This window comes from Paenibacillus sp. LHD-38, assembly GCF_031157315.1.
Classification (GTDB): domain Bacteria; phylum Bacillota; class Bacilli; order Paenibacillales; family Paenibacillaceae; genus Pristimantibacillus.
Genome location: NZ_JAVIFU010000057.1, coordinates 1 through 14,093, shown reverse-complemented (window position 1 = coordinate 14,093; position 14,093 = coordinate 1). Strand labels below are relative to the sequence as shown.

Annotated in this window: 11 protein-coding genes; 9 read left to right on the top strand and 2 right to left on the bottom strand. The window is 45.7% G+C overall.

Annotated elements, in window-relative coordinates; translation table 11 throughout:
- Positions 1-20 precede the first annotated feature (20 nt).
- From RCO25_RS29735 to RCO25_RS29725, 3 genes are read left to right on the top strand one after another with little or no spacing between them, the layout of a single operon-like run.
- On the top strand, positions 21-1,349 hold the full coding sequence (locus tag RCO25_RS29735; protein ID WP_308999702.1) for a glycosyltransferase family 2 protein: 1,329 nt from the start codon (positions 21-23) through the stop codon (positions 1,347-1,349).
- Entirely contained in the window at positions 1,349-4,051 is a 2,703-nt protein-coding gene (locus RCO25_RS29730) for a right-handed parallel beta-helix repeat-containing protein (protein ID WP_308999701.1), read from the top strand. Before RCO25_RS29735 ends, RCO25_RS29730 begins: the two co-directional genes overlap by 1 nt.
- A gap of 41 nt (positions 4,052-4,092) precedes the next feature.
- Positions 4,093-5,040, top strand: coding sequence for a CgeB family protein (locus RCO25_RS29725; RefSeq protein ID WP_308999700.1), 948 nt, complete (start codon positions 4,093-4,095; stop codon positions 5,038-5,040).
- Positions 5,041-5,066: 26 nt separating this feature from the next.
- Here the strand turns inward: RCO25_RS29725 and RCO25_RS34980 are convergent, their stop codons facing one another.
- Positions 5,067-5,390 carry a DUF6385 domain-containing protein gene (locus tag RCO25_RS34980; RefSeq protein WP_374992191.1) on the bottom strand — a complete coding sequence of 108 codons (324 nt, stop codon included), beginning with the start codon at positions 5,388-5,390 and terminating at the stop codon, positions 5,067-5,069.
- Positions 5,391-5,976: 586 nt separating this feature from the next.
- Between RCO25_RS34980 and RCO25_RS29720 the strand changes: the two genes are divergently transcribed.
- Genes RCO25_RS29720 through rfbG form a run of 5 tightly spaced genes read left to right on the top strand, consistent with a single transcriptional unit; the run spans position 5,977 to position 12,006 of the window.
- Positions 5,977-7,749, top strand: a complete 1,773-nt coding sequence (locus tag RCO25_RS29720) for a thiamine pyrophosphate-binding protein (protein WP_308999699.1) — start codon at positions 5,977-5,979, stop codon at positions 7,747-7,749.
- Complete coding sequence (locus tag RCO25_RS29715; RefSeq protein ID WP_308999698.1) at positions 7,743-8,783, top strand: mannose-1-phosphate guanylyltransferase; 1,041 nt, start codon at positions 7,743-7,745, stop codon at positions 8,781-8,783. Before RCO25_RS29720 ends, RCO25_RS29715 begins: the two co-directional genes overlap by 7 nt.
- Before the next feature lie 14 nt (positions 8,784-8,797).
- Positions 8,798-10,123 carry a lipopolysaccharide biosynthesis protein RfbH gene (rfbH, locus tag RCO25_RS29710; RefSeq protein WP_308999697.1) on the top strand — a complete coding sequence of 442 codons (1,326 nt, stop codon included), beginning with the start codon at positions 8,798-8,800 and terminating at the stop codon, positions 10,121-10,123.
- Positions 10,120-10,893 (top strand): glucose-1-phosphate cytidylyltransferase, encoded by a 774-nt coding sequence (gene rfbF / locus RCO25_RS29705; RefSeq protein WP_308999696.1) that lies wholly within the window; start codon positions 10,120-10,122, stop codon positions 10,891-10,893. The genes rfbH and rfbF overlap by 4 nt, the downstream gene beginning before the upstream one ends.
- 39 nt (positions 10,894-10,932) lie before the next feature.
- Entirely contained in the window at positions 10,933-12,006 is a 1,074-nt protein-coding gene (gene rfbG, locus RCO25_RS29700) for a CDP-glucose 4,6-dehydratase (RefSeq protein WP_308999695.1), read from the top strand.
- A gap of 600 nt (positions 12,007-12,606) precedes the next feature.
- Here the strand turns inward: rfbG and RCO25_RS29695 are convergent.
- Complete coding sequence (locus tag RCO25_RS29695; protein WP_308999694.1) at positions 12,607-12,984, bottom strand: DUF3221 domain-containing protein; 378 nt, start codon at positions 12,982-12,984, stop codon at positions 12,607-12,609.
- A gap of 323 nt (positions 12,985-13,307) precedes the next feature.
- Between RCO25_RS29695 and RCO25_RS29690 the strand changes: the two genes are divergently transcribed.
- The gene (locus tag RCO25_RS29690) at positions 13,308-13,691 is read left to right on the top strand and encodes a DUF3221 domain-containing protein (RefSeq protein ID WP_308999693.1); all 384 of its coding nucleotides are present in this window, start codon (positions 13,308-13,310) and stop codon (positions 13,689-13,691) included.
- Positions 13,692-14,093 lie beyond the last annotated feature (402 nt).

The window sequence follows — 14,093 nt, the reverse complement described above, 5'->3', positions numbered from 1 at the left end:
TAAGGGAAGGAGATGTAATTTTGGAAACACCTTTCATGTCAGTCTGCATACCCACATACAACAGAGCGGAACGGCTTGCAGATTCCATTCGCAGCGTTCTGGAACAAAGTTTTCAAGATTTTGAACTTGTTATCGTGGATAATCGTTCCACTGATCATACAGAAGCAGTAGTTGCTTCATTTGATGATGACCGGATTCGCTTTATTGTAAATGAGTGGAATATAGGAGCGCCTGCAAATCATAATCGCTGCCTGATTGAGGCGAAAGGGAAATATATCAAATTTCTCCACTCTGACGACACTCTGGTTATAAAGGAGGCCTTACAGCGTTTTTACGATGCCGCAGTCAGCCAACCGAATGCGGGGATCATTACCTGCTGCTTCACATTTAATTCAGAGCCTTACCTTTCTCTGCCGTTTGATCTGCTGCGGCCCAAAGGCTTCAGCTCTGTCAGGGAGTGCATGAACATTCACAGCTTCGGGCTTCCCAGCGAATGGATGGTCAAAAGGGAGATTTTGCCTTATACGGGGCTACTGATCGATTCCCATATTTGTGATGTTGATTTTGTGATGAAGTCGGTGTTTGCGTTTGACACTTATTCCATTGCCGAGCCCCTCGTTAATCATACTTTGCACGAGGGAAGCGAAACGACGATCGCTTCCTCTATGAATGGCTGGGAATTTATGCGTTTTAAGGCGCTCGAACAGCTTCCGTACTATTCTTCGCTATCTGTGGAATTGAAAAATGTACTGTGTAATTATTTGCATATGACTGTGATGGTAAGAGTAAAAAAAGCCATAGAGATGCAATGTTTTCATTTTGCCCTTCAAGGTGTACTTGATTTGCTGAAAATGGATCCCCAATTGCACGATTATGAGGGTGAAGCACGGGAGAAAGTGCTTTCTCGCTTGCTGCATCTTCTGGTACTCAGGAAAACCCCGACTGAAATTGTTAACTATATGCACTCACAGAACGAGTGTAGATCTTATGCTCATTTGTACCAATATGGAATCGCGTTTCGCCATCAGCTCTACAGCCTAGAAAAAAAAATAAAAGAATCAGGTAAACAACTTCAGATTATAGGCGACGGGGGATTTGCGGGATGTTTTCTGGATGCTTTTCCAGAATTGAAGACGCGTGTCACCCAAATTATTAAGTCCGAGCAGAACATCCAAGAAGAATCGGATATGTTCAGGGGAATTCCGACCTCTTCGGATCTCCAAATAGACTTCTCTGTTACTTTTGCTATTCTCGGCTCCGATGTCAACATGAGAAAGCACAGGTACGCATTGATAAAATCCGGACTGGTTGAGGGAGAACATTTCCTCCCTTTAGCGGAGCTCATCTAATGGCTGCATCTAATAGGATCACCGTTTCCCCCGTAGAAGAAGCTAATTTCAGGACCATTGCGGAGGCGGTCCATGCAGCGGAGCCGGGCGATACGATTGTCGTACATCCCGGTATTTACCGGGAATGCATCGTCGTTGAAAAACAAGTGAAAATCATGGGATCCGGTTCTTTGGGGCAAGTGATTTTGATCGGAGCAGCTTCCCACACCCTGGAGATGAAGACTATTTTCGCGTCGGTTGAAAACATAATGATCGACCATGCAGACGAAGGGGAATTCGTGGCGGTTTATATCGTGAAGGGCTCCCCCTTATTCGAACAATGCGAGATGTCATCGAAGGCAGGACCTGTACTAAGTATAGGCGATGAGGCGGATCCCATCATCAAACGGTGCAAGATACATTCCGGTCAAGATGCGGGAGTTCATGTGACAGACGGCGGTCAAGGTTTGCTGGTGGATTGCGACATCAGTTATCACAAGTCTGCTTGTGTGGTAATCGAACGCGGGGGGGATCCCGTTTTTCGAAGGTGCCGTATTTATAAGGGAGGAAATGCAGGAGTATTGGTCACCAATCAAGGCAGAGGGAGCTTCGAATCCTGCGATATTTTTGCCCATACAAAAGCGGGACTGGCGATTATACATGATGGCAATCCTAAACTTTCTCATTGCCGAATTTACGATGGTCACGATGCTGGGGTGTTTGCGACTGAACGCGGACAGGGAATATTGGAAGACTGCAAGATATACGGAAACGAAATATTAAATGTGGCGATTAAGAAAGAGGCGAATCCGCAGTTAAGACGCTGCCAAATCTTCAATGGGAAACAATTGGGACTACTCGTTGCGGACGCTGGACTGGGAATTCTGGAGGATTGCGAAATTTACGGTCATGCAGGGGAAGGATTATGGATTAAAGACGGAAATCCGCATTTGGTGAATTGTATCATTCACGATCACAGTAACATCTTTATTTCGAATACACACATTTCGCCATCGTCTCCCGGAAGTGGAGACCGTGAGAGCTTGGCCGCACAGCTTCAAGAGCTTGAAGGATTTGTAGCGATGGAATCAATGAAGCAGACAATTCTGGATTTGGTCGATTACATTGAATATGTGAAGGACCGTCAGCGTCTTGGCATGAAAACTGCCGACTCTTTATCGCTTCACGCTCTATTTGTCGGAAATCCCGGAACAGGAAAAACGACTGTGGCCCGACTGTTAGGCAAGCTATATAAAGCAATGGGGCTATTAGAAAAGGGACATGTGGTAGAAGTCGACCGCACGGGTTTAGTAGCAGAATATGTGGGACAAACGGCAATGAAAACGGAACGGGCTATTCAATCGGCCGTTGGCGGCATCTTATTCATTGATGAAGCTTATACGCTCGCGAAATCCGATTCGGGACAGGATTACGGCAAGGAAGCAATCGAAGTCATTTTGAAGCGCATGGAGGATCTCTCAGGCCAATTTGTGGTCATAGCGGCAGGTTATCCTCGAGAAATGAAAACCTTGATAGACATCAATCCCGGCTTAAGAGAGAGGTTTAAGCAGACGATTTTTTTCCCGGATTACACGCCGGATGAACTGCTCCGTATCGCCCGTCACATGGCCTTAGACGAAGAATATATCCTCGATTCTCATTTTGAAGCCTTGCTGTACGATTATTTTATGGAGCTTTTCCGAAACCGGGATTTATCTTTCGGCAATGCCCGGTTGGTTCGCAACTGTTTTGAGAAGGTGAAATTAGCTCATTCCAGGCGCTGCGTAAAATTGCCGAAAGACAAGCGCACAAGGGAGGTCATGACCACCATTTTGCCCGAGGACATGTCCGTACTTCGACCTTCCATGCTGAACAAGAAGGTTTTTATTCCTATCGATGAGCCCCGTTTAAATAAGGTATTACAAGAGCTTCAAAATATGGTCGGCCTCCATACGATCAAGAAAAGTGTAAATGAACTTGTGAAGTTGATCCGGTATGCTAAAGAGTCTGGCCAAGAAGCGGTAACGCCTTACCCTCATTTATTATTTCTTGGCAATCCGGGAACAGGCAAGACAACGGTGGCTCGGCTATTCAGTGAAATTTACGCAGCACTTGGAATCTTATCAAAAGGTCACTTAGTGGAAGCATCGAGAGAGCATTTTGTTAGTGCGCTGACTGGTCATACGGAACAAAAAACGGCGAATCTTATAAGCGATGCTATAGGCGGGGTATTGTTTATTGATGAGGCCTATACACTGAGGGCCGATAAGCTGAAAGAGGATTACGGCCAAATTGCAATTGACTTGCTCGTGAAGAAAATGGAGGATTACAGAGGCGAACTTATTGTCATCGCAGCCGGATATACGCAAAAAATGCAGAAATTTGTAAAAAGCAACCCGGGACTTCAATCCCGATTTTCCCAAATTGTTTATTTCGAGGACTATGACCCGAACGAGCTGCTGGAAATAACGGAAAGATTATTCACTCGTCACAACTACGTGTTATCAGGGGAAGCGGAAAAGAAGTTGTGCCGCTACTATGAGGAAATCTATCATTCCCGGGATATGTTCTTCGGAAACGCACGGCTGGCACGCAATATCGTAGAGGAAGCGTTGAGAAACGCAGAATTGAGACATGCGGACGGCTTCGGAGCCTTTCATCGCTATGAAAATGAAAAGAAGATATTAATCGCGGATATAGCTTTTTTAGATAACATAGGGTAAGAAAAGCGAATGCATTTAACAACGGGAAGGGTGAATGACGCTTGAAACCATTAAAAATTGTTTTTGCGAATATGCTTTATGATTACGGGGACCCCGCTAGGGGGTACGGCTTGGAAATGGTGTTATATGACCAGCTGCACCGAATGGGACACCAACTCGTCCCTTTTCATTATGACGTACTTTTGCAGCAATTTGGAAAAGCGAAGATGAATGCCATGCTGCTGGAATTGGTTCTTAAGGAAAAGCCGGAAGTACTCTTTACTATTCTCTCAGAAAATCAATTTGATCCGGCGGTTATGGATGAAATTAGCCACCGAACCGGTACGGTCACCTTCAATTTATGCGCGGACGATCATTGGAGACTCGATTATACGCTGGCATGGGCTCCGCATTTTAATTGGATGGTGACCACATCGGCGGACGCTGTCCCTTTGTACCATCAGAATGGTTATAAGAACGTCATTCATACGCAATGGGGCCACAATCCGGCCATTCATAGAAAACGAGAAACGAAAAAATGCTATGATGTTTCTTTTGTAGGCATGCCTCATGGAAATCGCGTTGATATTTTGCAGCAATTGGTGAATGCGGGGCTTGAAGTTCATATATGGGGGAATGGATGGTCAACGGGAAAGGTATCTCTCGAGGAAATGGTCAGCATCTTTAATCAAACCAAAATAAACCTTAATTTAAGCAGATGCTCGTCAGCCGATCTTCTGCAAATTAAAGCGCGGGATTTTGAGGTGCCGGCTTGCGGAGGATTTCTGATGACAGGCTATAATTCGGAATTAAAAGCCTATTATGAATTCGGCCAGGAGATTGAGACTTACCGTGACGTAGAGGAGTTAATCAGCAAAATAAAGTATTACCTGCTTCACGAGGAGGAAAGGGAACGAATTGCCGTAGCAGGCTGCAAGCGAGCGCATGAAAAGCATTCTTACGAGCAGCGGTTCGAAATGATATTTAAGCAAATGGGCTTAACAGATTAGAAGCGGATTGGCGCTTAAAGGCCCTGTCATGAACGAGATCGGGCCTTCTTCCTACAGCGTCTTTTCTTTTTTTTACGGAGCTGCGTTTGCGTTTGATAATTGACATTAACGCTTGCGGTTGTTCCCGGTTCCAATGTTCTAAAGCCCACTCGAGTAAATTTGGCAAACCTCAAGGGGGTAGTCACATAATTTTGCTTGGGTTTTATTTTGATTCCCTTCGTATCCACGAAATAATTTTTATTGTCCGGACTAACCTCGACCTGTATTTCCAATGTAGCGTTATCGCTATGGTTTTGAATCATATACATGATGTTCGTAGACAACGATGTGTTTTGCGACGGTAAAAACATGAAATCTTCCCCGACTGTCAAGCCATTATAATTTCTTTCTAAAAAACGCATCGTTCGAATTGTCGTGAGCTTTTTTTTGCGGCATTTTTTCTTTTTTTTGGGATGGCATTTGCAATGACGCTTATTTTTCGGCTTGATGCAAGGCATTCTTTTTTTTGCTTTAGCATTTTTTTTGGGCCGCGGAGTTCGCTTCTTCCTCTTTGGACATTTTGAAATATGGGTCTTAGCGTCATCTGGCTTGCTCTCGGCTGGAGGGCGGACAACGCCATAGAAGGAAACAGCCAAGGATTGGTTGGACTTCAGCGCTTTGCGGATTTTATTTCCGTCCAGCTTTATCTTCCTGGTAAAACCGGTGTGATGTTTATCGAGGTATGGAATATAATCCCGATTGATTGTTTTATTCAAACCCAGTCTCACCGCCTCCTGCATCTTGATTCAGTATATGTAGGTCCATGAGGGTGTTGAATGTGTAAAAACCTATATTTTAGCGGTAATGGGCGATAAAGCGTAGCCGGAGAGAAGAAGCTTGAATAATATGCATTAATGTATTCAGAATCGAGGTTATGCGAAGGTGGTCTCTTCATTCATGAAGCTCTCCGATTATGTCATCGAGTTTATTGTCCGGCAGGGAGTGACCCATTTATTCGAGATGGTCGGCGGCGCGATTGCACATTTGATCGATTCGACCTATGACAGGAAGGATATTCACTGCGTATCCGTTCATCACGAGCAGGCTGCCGCCTTCGCCGCAGAAGGGTACGCCAGAGCGAGCGGCGGTCTTGGCGTCGCTATGGCTACCAGCGGACCGGGAGCATTGAATTTAACCACAGGCATAGCCTCTTGTTATTTCGATTCGGTGCCGGCATTATTTATTACCGGCCAGGTCAATACGTATGAATATAAATTCGATAGGCCTTTGCGTCAGATTGGGTTTCAAGAAACGGATATCGTGAGCATCGTTAAGCCAATAACCAAGTATGCAGAGCTGGTTACGGAGCCAAGTACGATACGTTACCATTTGGAAAAGGCGGCCTATCTTGCCAGAGCCGGCAGACCCGGCCCCGTACTGCTCGATATTCCGCTTAACGTTCAACGCGCCGAAATCGAGCCGGAGGAGCTTAAAGGCTACATGCCTGACGAAGAAATGGCAGTCACCGATGCCCAGTACCTGGAAGGAACAGTATTAGAGGAGATCACTGAACTGCTCATGCAGGCTGAACGTCCGCTTATTCTCGTTGGCGGCGGTATCAGGGCGGCTAAGGCACAAGAGGAATTACATCAATTTGTCCATATTACCCGAATTCCTGTCGTTTCCTCCCTCATGGGGCTTGACGCCCTTTCCCATGATAACCCTGCTTTTTTCGGGCTGATTGGATCCTATGGCAATCGTTTCAGTAATTTGGCATTAGCCAATTGTGACATGTTGCTTATTTTAGGATCGAGATTGGATACGAGGCAGACGGGAACCAGACCCGACACCTTTGCGAGAGCTGCCAAAAAAGTGCACGTCGATGCCGATATTCACGAATTAAACGAAAAAGTGCAAGTTGACATTGCTCTTCACGCAGATGTGAAAATATTTCTTTCCCATCTAAATGAAGTGTCATCGTTGAAAGAGCCCAAAGACTTAGCCAACTGGTACCGAGTTCTTCAAGGCTATCGCGAGCGGTATCCTTCGGAACCTCCGAGTACGAACTTCAAAATCATTGACCCGAATGCCTTCTTGCGATTGCTATCCGAGCATTGCAAGAAAGATCAGGTAATCTGCCTGGATGTCGGACAACATCAGATGTGGGCGAGTCAATCATTCAAAGTGAAACAAGGGCAGCGCTTATTCAATTCCGGCGGACTGGGAGCCATGGGCTTCGCTCTGCCTGCGGCTATCGGCTCGGCCAAAGCGAAGCCGGGGCAGCAAGTGATCGTTATTGCCGGCGATGGCGGGCTGCAGGTCAATATTCAAGAGCTGGAAACCATTAAGTATCATCGGCTGCCAATCAAAATATTCGTAATGAACAACTATAACCTCGGCATGGTGCGGCAATTTCAGGATGTTTATTTTCAAGGCAGGCAGCAATCCTCGCTCGTCGGGTACAGCTGCCCGGACTTTATCAAGCTCGCAAGGGCATACGGCATTCGCTCCTATCACATACCAGACATGGAACAGGCGGAGCGAATCATTCAAAAAGCGCTTGCATATAAAGGCCCCGTTTTAGTCCATGTTCCGTTAGACGCTTATGCCGCCGTTCATCCGAAACTGAACGTGAATAAACCGATTGAGGATATGTCGCCGCACTTGGAGCGGGATGTGCTGAAGCGGGAGATGCTGATCGATTTGATTGAGGAGGGATTCGATTGCTGAAGGCCATTGTGTTGGCGGGAGGAAATGGCACCAGACTGTGGCCTCAAAGCAGGCCCGATCTGCCGAAGCAATTTTTGCCGTTTCTCGGCAGTAAATCGATGTTCCAGAAAACGATTGAGCGATTGACTGCTTTTTTGCCGCTTGAGGATATTTATGTGATTACATTAGCAAAATACGAAGCTATCGCGCTCGATCAGTCAGGCCTTCCGGCAAGCCAGCTCATCATTGAGCCTATGGCCAAAAATACGGCAGCATGCATCGGTCTTGCCGCTGTTCATTTTCTTCGCAAACAGGAGGATCCCATTCTCATTACCATTCCCGCCGACCATTCCATCGAGGGGGAGGAGGAATTTCGAGAGGCTTTGCAGAGGGCCTATCTTCAGGCCGGCAGGGAGGACTGCGTGGTGACGCTGGGTGTCAAGCCTACGAGACCGGAAACGGCTTATGGCTATATCAAAATCGTTCAGGGAACTGCAGGCGATTGCTGCCGGGTTGAGCAGTTTACCGAAAAGCCCGATGCGACTCAAGCGATGAGCTGGATTAATCAATCCGGCTATTATTGGAACACGGGGATCATGGCCTGGCGGGCCTCTTATGTGGAGGCATTGCTTTCACAATATATGCCGCAGCTCGCACAAGGCTTTGCGCAATGGAAAACAGCGGTCAGCCCAATCCATGAAAATCTATTGCATACGATTTATGAGGCCATTCCCAGCATTTCGATCGACTACGGCATTTTGGAGAAGTCGCCTCTAACCTATCTCCTTCCCGTTTCGTTTCGCTGGGATGACCTCGGAAGCTGGTCTTCGCTTGATCGCTGGCTTCCGCAGGACGCCGATTCCAATGTAGTCATCGGCAATCATAGGCTTAGCCATACGAAGAATTGTATTGTTTATAGTGAGCATGCCTTTGTCGGCACCTTCGGCGTGGAGCATCTCATCATCGTCGTTACGGAAAATGCGGTGCTGGTCTGTCACAAAGACCATGAGCAGAAAATTAGAGATATGCATGAGCATCGTGAACAAACGGATTGAAGGAGGACGCCTAATTGGCTCAATCAGCGGAAGAGCTGCGGGAATTAATATTGGAGCTGTCCAGGCAATATTACAAGCTTCGCTGGCCCGATCATGATTTTCGTCCGGGTCACGATACCATCCCGGTGTCCGGCAAAGTATTTGATGAAGAAGAGCTATATCACCTTCTTGATTCCTCGCTTGATTTTTGGCTGACTTCGGGAAGGTATGCTCATCGGTTTGAAAACGAATTCGCCCGCTTCATGGGTACTCGTTACGCCCTGCTAACGAATTCCGGTTCGAGCGCCAACCTGCTCGCTCTTTCTGCCCTTACTTCTCCCGCATTAGGCGAACGCCGGCTCATGCCCGGCGACGAGGTCATTACCGTCGCTGCCGGGTTTCCAACGACGGTGAATCCGATTGTGCAAAACGGGCTCGTGCCTGTTTTTCTGGATGTGAACAGCTCCACCTACAATATCGATACAACCTTGCTGGAACAAGCGATCAGTACTCGGACGAAAGCGATTATGATCGCCCACACGCTTGGCAATCCGTTTGATCTCGATGAGGTGTTGCGCATCTCGCGAAAGCATCAGTTATGGCTGATCGAAGATGCTTGCGATGCCGTAGGCTCGACATATCGGGGAAAGCCGATCGGTTCCTTTGGAGATTTAGCTACCGTAAGTTTTTTTCCCGCTCATCACATCACCATGGGAGAAGGAGGTGCTGTGCTCACCTCACGGCCGGAGCTCAAAAAACTGGTCGAATCTTTCCGGGATTGGGGAAGGGACTGCTGGTGCGAACCCGGTAAAGACAATACTTGCGGCAAACGCTTCGATTGGAAGCTTGGAGACCTTCCTTGCGGATATGATCATAAATATACGTACAGCCACATCGGGTACAATCTCAAGATAACCGATATGCAGGCTGCCATCGGCGTCGCTCAGCTTAAGAAACTTCCAGCTTTCATAAAGCGGCGCCGCGACAATTTTCGGCTGCTACGGGATGCGCTTGAACCTTTAGGGGATGTTCTGCTGCTGCCGGAATCGACGGCGAAAAGCGAGCCCAGCTGGTTCGGCTTTCCGATTACTGTTCGTTCACAATCGCCGATAACGAGACATCAGCTGGTCTCGCATTTGGAAGCAAGCCGAATCGCCACGAGGTATCTTTTCGCCGGAAATCTGCTTCGGCAGCCTGCTTATCGCAATGTGAAATATAAAACGATAGGCGAGTTGAAAAATACGGATACCATGATGAACCAAACGTTCTGGATCGGACTTTATCCCGGCTTATCGGAAGAGATGCTGCGTTATGTAATTGGAAATATATTCGAGGCCTTTCAAAGGGAGCAGTTGTCATGAAGGTGGTCATATTAGCCGGTGGACTCGGCACGCGAATCAGCGAGGAAACACAGGTCAAGCCAAAGCCGATGGTCGAAATCGGTATGCAGCCTATCCTATGGCACATTATGAAGCTCTACTCCGCATACGGATTCCATGATTTTATTATTTGCTTGGGGTATATGGGACACAGCATTATTGATTATTTCAATCACTATGTTAGCAATCATTCCGACATTACGTTTGATATGAAACGGGATGAGCGTATCATTCATAACCACGCGATTGAACCTTGGACGGTGACGCTGGTCCATACCGGCAAGGAAACGATGACAGGAGGCCGAATTAAACGTATCCAACATTATATCGGGCATGAGCCGTTTATGCTTACTTACGGAGACGGTCTTGCTGATATCAATCTTGACGACCTTCTTCGCTTTCACCGTGATCATGGCAAACTGATGACGGTGACGGCGACGCAGCCGATGGGCAAATATGGTTCGCTTACTCTTGCAAAGGAGGACCGCGTCAAGAGCTTTCAGGAAAAACCAAAGGGAGACGGTTCGTGGATCAGTGGCGGTTTTTTTGTCATGGAGCCCGAAATCTTTGATTTAATCGAGGGGGACCAAACGATATTAGAGAATGAACCATTGGAAAAGCTGGCAAAGAGAGGCCAACTGATGGCGTATAAGCATTCCGGTTTTTGGAAATCGATGGACACACTGAAAGACAAACAGGCTTTGGAGGAGATATGGAAAACCGGAAAAGCTCCATGGCAAATATGGGATTGAATGAACGAAAGAACGGATGAACAGAGGGAGGAGATCGAAGTGAGACCGGCGTTTTGGCAAGGAAAGAGGGTGTTTCTGACCGGACATACGGGCTTTAAGGGAGCATGGTTATCCATCTGGCTGTCTTACCTTGGTGCTGAAGTGCACGGATATTCTCTTAGGCCGCCAACAAAACCTAGCCTGTACGAGCTCGCACAGGTCGAGACTCGTCTTGCTGGCGTTATTTATGATGATATTCGAAATTTGGATGCCCTGCGCAGCGTAATTCTGAATGCCCGTCCGGACATTATTATTCATATGGCAGCACAACCCCTTGTTCGGAAATCGTATCTAGAGCCGTTGGAAACCTATCAGATCAACGTGATGGGCACCGTTCATCTATTCGAAGCGATACGCAGTGCGATAGCCGCCGATCATTCGATCAAGGCTGTAATTAATGTGACGACCGATAAATGCTATGAGAACAAAGATTGGGAGTGGGGCTATCGGGAAACCGATTCGTTAGGCGGCAACGATCCTTATTCTAACAGCAAAGCGTGTTCCGAAACGATAACGAATGCTTATCGCACTTCTTATTTCTCCGGTGCGGCTGGCTGTGCAGTTGCAACCGCAAGAGCCGGAAATGTAATTGGCGGCGGGGATTGGGCTAATGACCGTTTAGTTCCCGATTGCTTGGATGCAATCATGAAAGGTAAACCGATCAGCCTCAGAAATCCTTCATTTGTTCGTCCATGGCAGCATGTATGCGAGCCTCTAGGCGGCTATTTGCAGCTGGCGGAAAAAATGTACGATGAAGGGCATTCATATGAGGGAGCGTGGAATTTCGGACCGGATGAAAGCGATTTTCATTCCGTTGAGGGAGTGACTAGCCTGCTTTGCTCCAAATGGGGAGACTCGGCGGCATATCGATACGAGTTTGGTGAACAGCAAGCTAAGGAAAGCCCGATGCTTCGCCTCGACAGCTCTAAAGCGAAGCATCGCTTAGGGTGGAAACCCAAATGGACGATCAGTCAGTCGCTGGACAAAGTCGTAGACTGGACGCAAAGCTGGATAAGGGATGGGGATGCGGCTGGAATCACGATTAGTCAAATAAAAGCGTACATGGAAGGCTAATCTAGCTGCGTAAAGTTGTTTTTTGGTTGGAAGTACTCCGGATTTTAGGGGTCTAGCCGCTACTCACATATGACCGAAGAAAACAAAGAGCTTCGTCAATATGTCGATCAGTATGTATTGAGATTGACATTATAAATTGCATAATCAACAATGGGAATCCGCGCAAGCGGATTTTTTTATTGTATTAATCGTGTAGAATTCTGGGAAAACGTGCAGCATTTTTTTGCTAATTTTGCTTATTCGCGTAGGTAACGGGATCAAGTTCTTGTCGTCCGACAGATGTCGGAAGTCAAGAACATTGTCCCATTAAAGCCGCGCAAATTGCGGTTTTTTTTATTAATGGGATCAAGTTCTTGTCATTTGTTGATGACAAGAACTTGATCCCATTCCCGACTAGTGACAAGAACATAGTCCCATTCCCGACGGGGAAATGATGCACCATGTCGTCCATTCTAAAAAACTAACGTGCTGCCGTAATATTCATAAGTAAGTCGTGTTATAGAAAATAAAGTAGTATTAGACTGACGATGCGTCATTAAGCTAACGGGCAGGATAATTGAATCAATTACGGGCATTATATTACCAAAAATTTTGTTCAAATTAGTTGGGAGTAACTTTAATGTCTTTCATAGAGCGGATCGGAGGATTGGATTCGAACTGATGGGATGAATCCCACTTTACCTCAACGTTCTGGCCAATGTTTAATTTGTTGTACATTTCTTCTGACAAAGTGTACCAAGATGAATCATTTTGTGATCTTGCCAAGCTTTCTAATTCTTTCAAGGACATTTTTTCGTAGGTAATTCCTTCTGTTTTAGGAATTAGTAAAAATCTAAATTTTTCATCCATTACATCTTTATAAACAATTGTTCCAAGGGAAGTGCTTATATTTTCGGAATTGGTAACACCGTTGTTTGTGCAACCCGATATAAGAAGCACTAGAATTATAAGACCATATGGCAAAATCCTTAATTTCATTGTCGATCCCTCCTATAGGTTACTTTATAACGGAGTTAGATCTGAATTTGTTGCATGGTAAGTTAATTTATAACCTCTATCTATAATTATTATTTACCCCATGTTCAATACCCCTTTCACGTACCGTAAGGGCTACCGCGTGGTAACCCTTCGTTAAGCTAACGGGCAGGATAGTTTAATAGCAAACTGCCCCTTATTTTATTTGCAGAATAAACGGATAAACGCCAAATCCATGTATTACCTGTTTAACGGTCGCAACATTCAATTGATGTGACCGTCTATATAATATATAGAATGTGTTCAATTACAATGGAGGAATTAAGATGAGAAAAACATTTTTGGTATTAATTATTGCTGTATTTGGATTGATAATTGGATGCAGTAATCAATCAGAAAAGGGTGATTATATCATTGGAAAAGAAATTGGAAATGTAAACGACAGTAATATTTCTATGATATTAGTAGCAAAGAATATTTCTGAAGAAGAATCAAAAACGAAATCCCAATCTGATTTTATGAAAGAGGAAACTGATTTAATGTATTATCACATAGAAGATGAAAATTTGTACGAAGACCTTACTGTTGGCGAAAGGGTAAGTGTAGAAGCAAAAACGTTTACGATGGATGGAAAAGAAGTGTCACATGTAATGCAATCGAATCCACCACAAACAGTGGCAGGTGAAATTATTAGACATTCAAAAAAATAGTAAACGCAGAACAATTATTACGCTAACGGGACACGATAGTTAAATACCGAAGGGCTGCCGCGTGGCAGCCCTTTTCTCAGTTAGCGGGCGACATGTTCATAAGAATTGAAGATTTTGTATAGAAGTCAACCGAAACTGAGTTAGGTGATGGGATTTTCAGGATACCGTAACAATTGATTTCTAAACAACGTCTATAGATGGAATACAAAGCATAGGGGGCATGATATGAGAAAATCACAGCTGTATATACTTATTTTCCCTATACTAATGGTGGTTCTGACGGGTTGCGGGAAAGGAGATAATGCACAATCAACGTCAATTGCCGATTTAGCGGTCATTTATTCAACCCTTGAAGAAATAACAGATGATTCAGAACTCGTGGTTGAAGTTACGATGACTGGC

What these genes read in the sequence shown, in the direction of transcription:
- RCO25_RS29690 (WP_308999693.1), top strand. Translation starts at nt 13,308, where the DNA reads ATGAGAAAAACATTTTTGGTATTAATTATTGCTGTATTTGGATTGATA.
- RCO25_RS34980 (WP_374992191.1), bottom strand. Translation starts at nt 5,390, where the DNA reads ATGTTTTTACCGTCGCAAAACACATCGTTGTCTACGAACATCATGTAT.
- RCO25_RS29730 (WP_308999701.1), top strand. Translation starts at nt 1,349, where the DNA reads ATGGCTGCATCTAATAGGATCACCGTTTCCCCCGTAGAAGAAGCTAAT.
- RCO25_RS29695 (WP_308999694.1), bottom strand. Translation starts at nt 12,984, where the DNA reads ATGAAATTAAGGATTTTGCCATATGGTCTTATAATTCTAGTGCTTCTT.
- rfbF (WP_308999696.1), top strand. Translation starts at nt 10,120, where the DNA reads ATGAAGGTGGTCATATTAGCCGGTGGACTCGGCACGCGAATCAGCGAG.
- RCO25_RS29720 (WP_308999699.1), top strand. Translation starts at nt 5,977, where the DNA reads ATGAAGCTCTCCGATTATGTCATCGAGTTTATTGTCCGGCAGGGAGTG.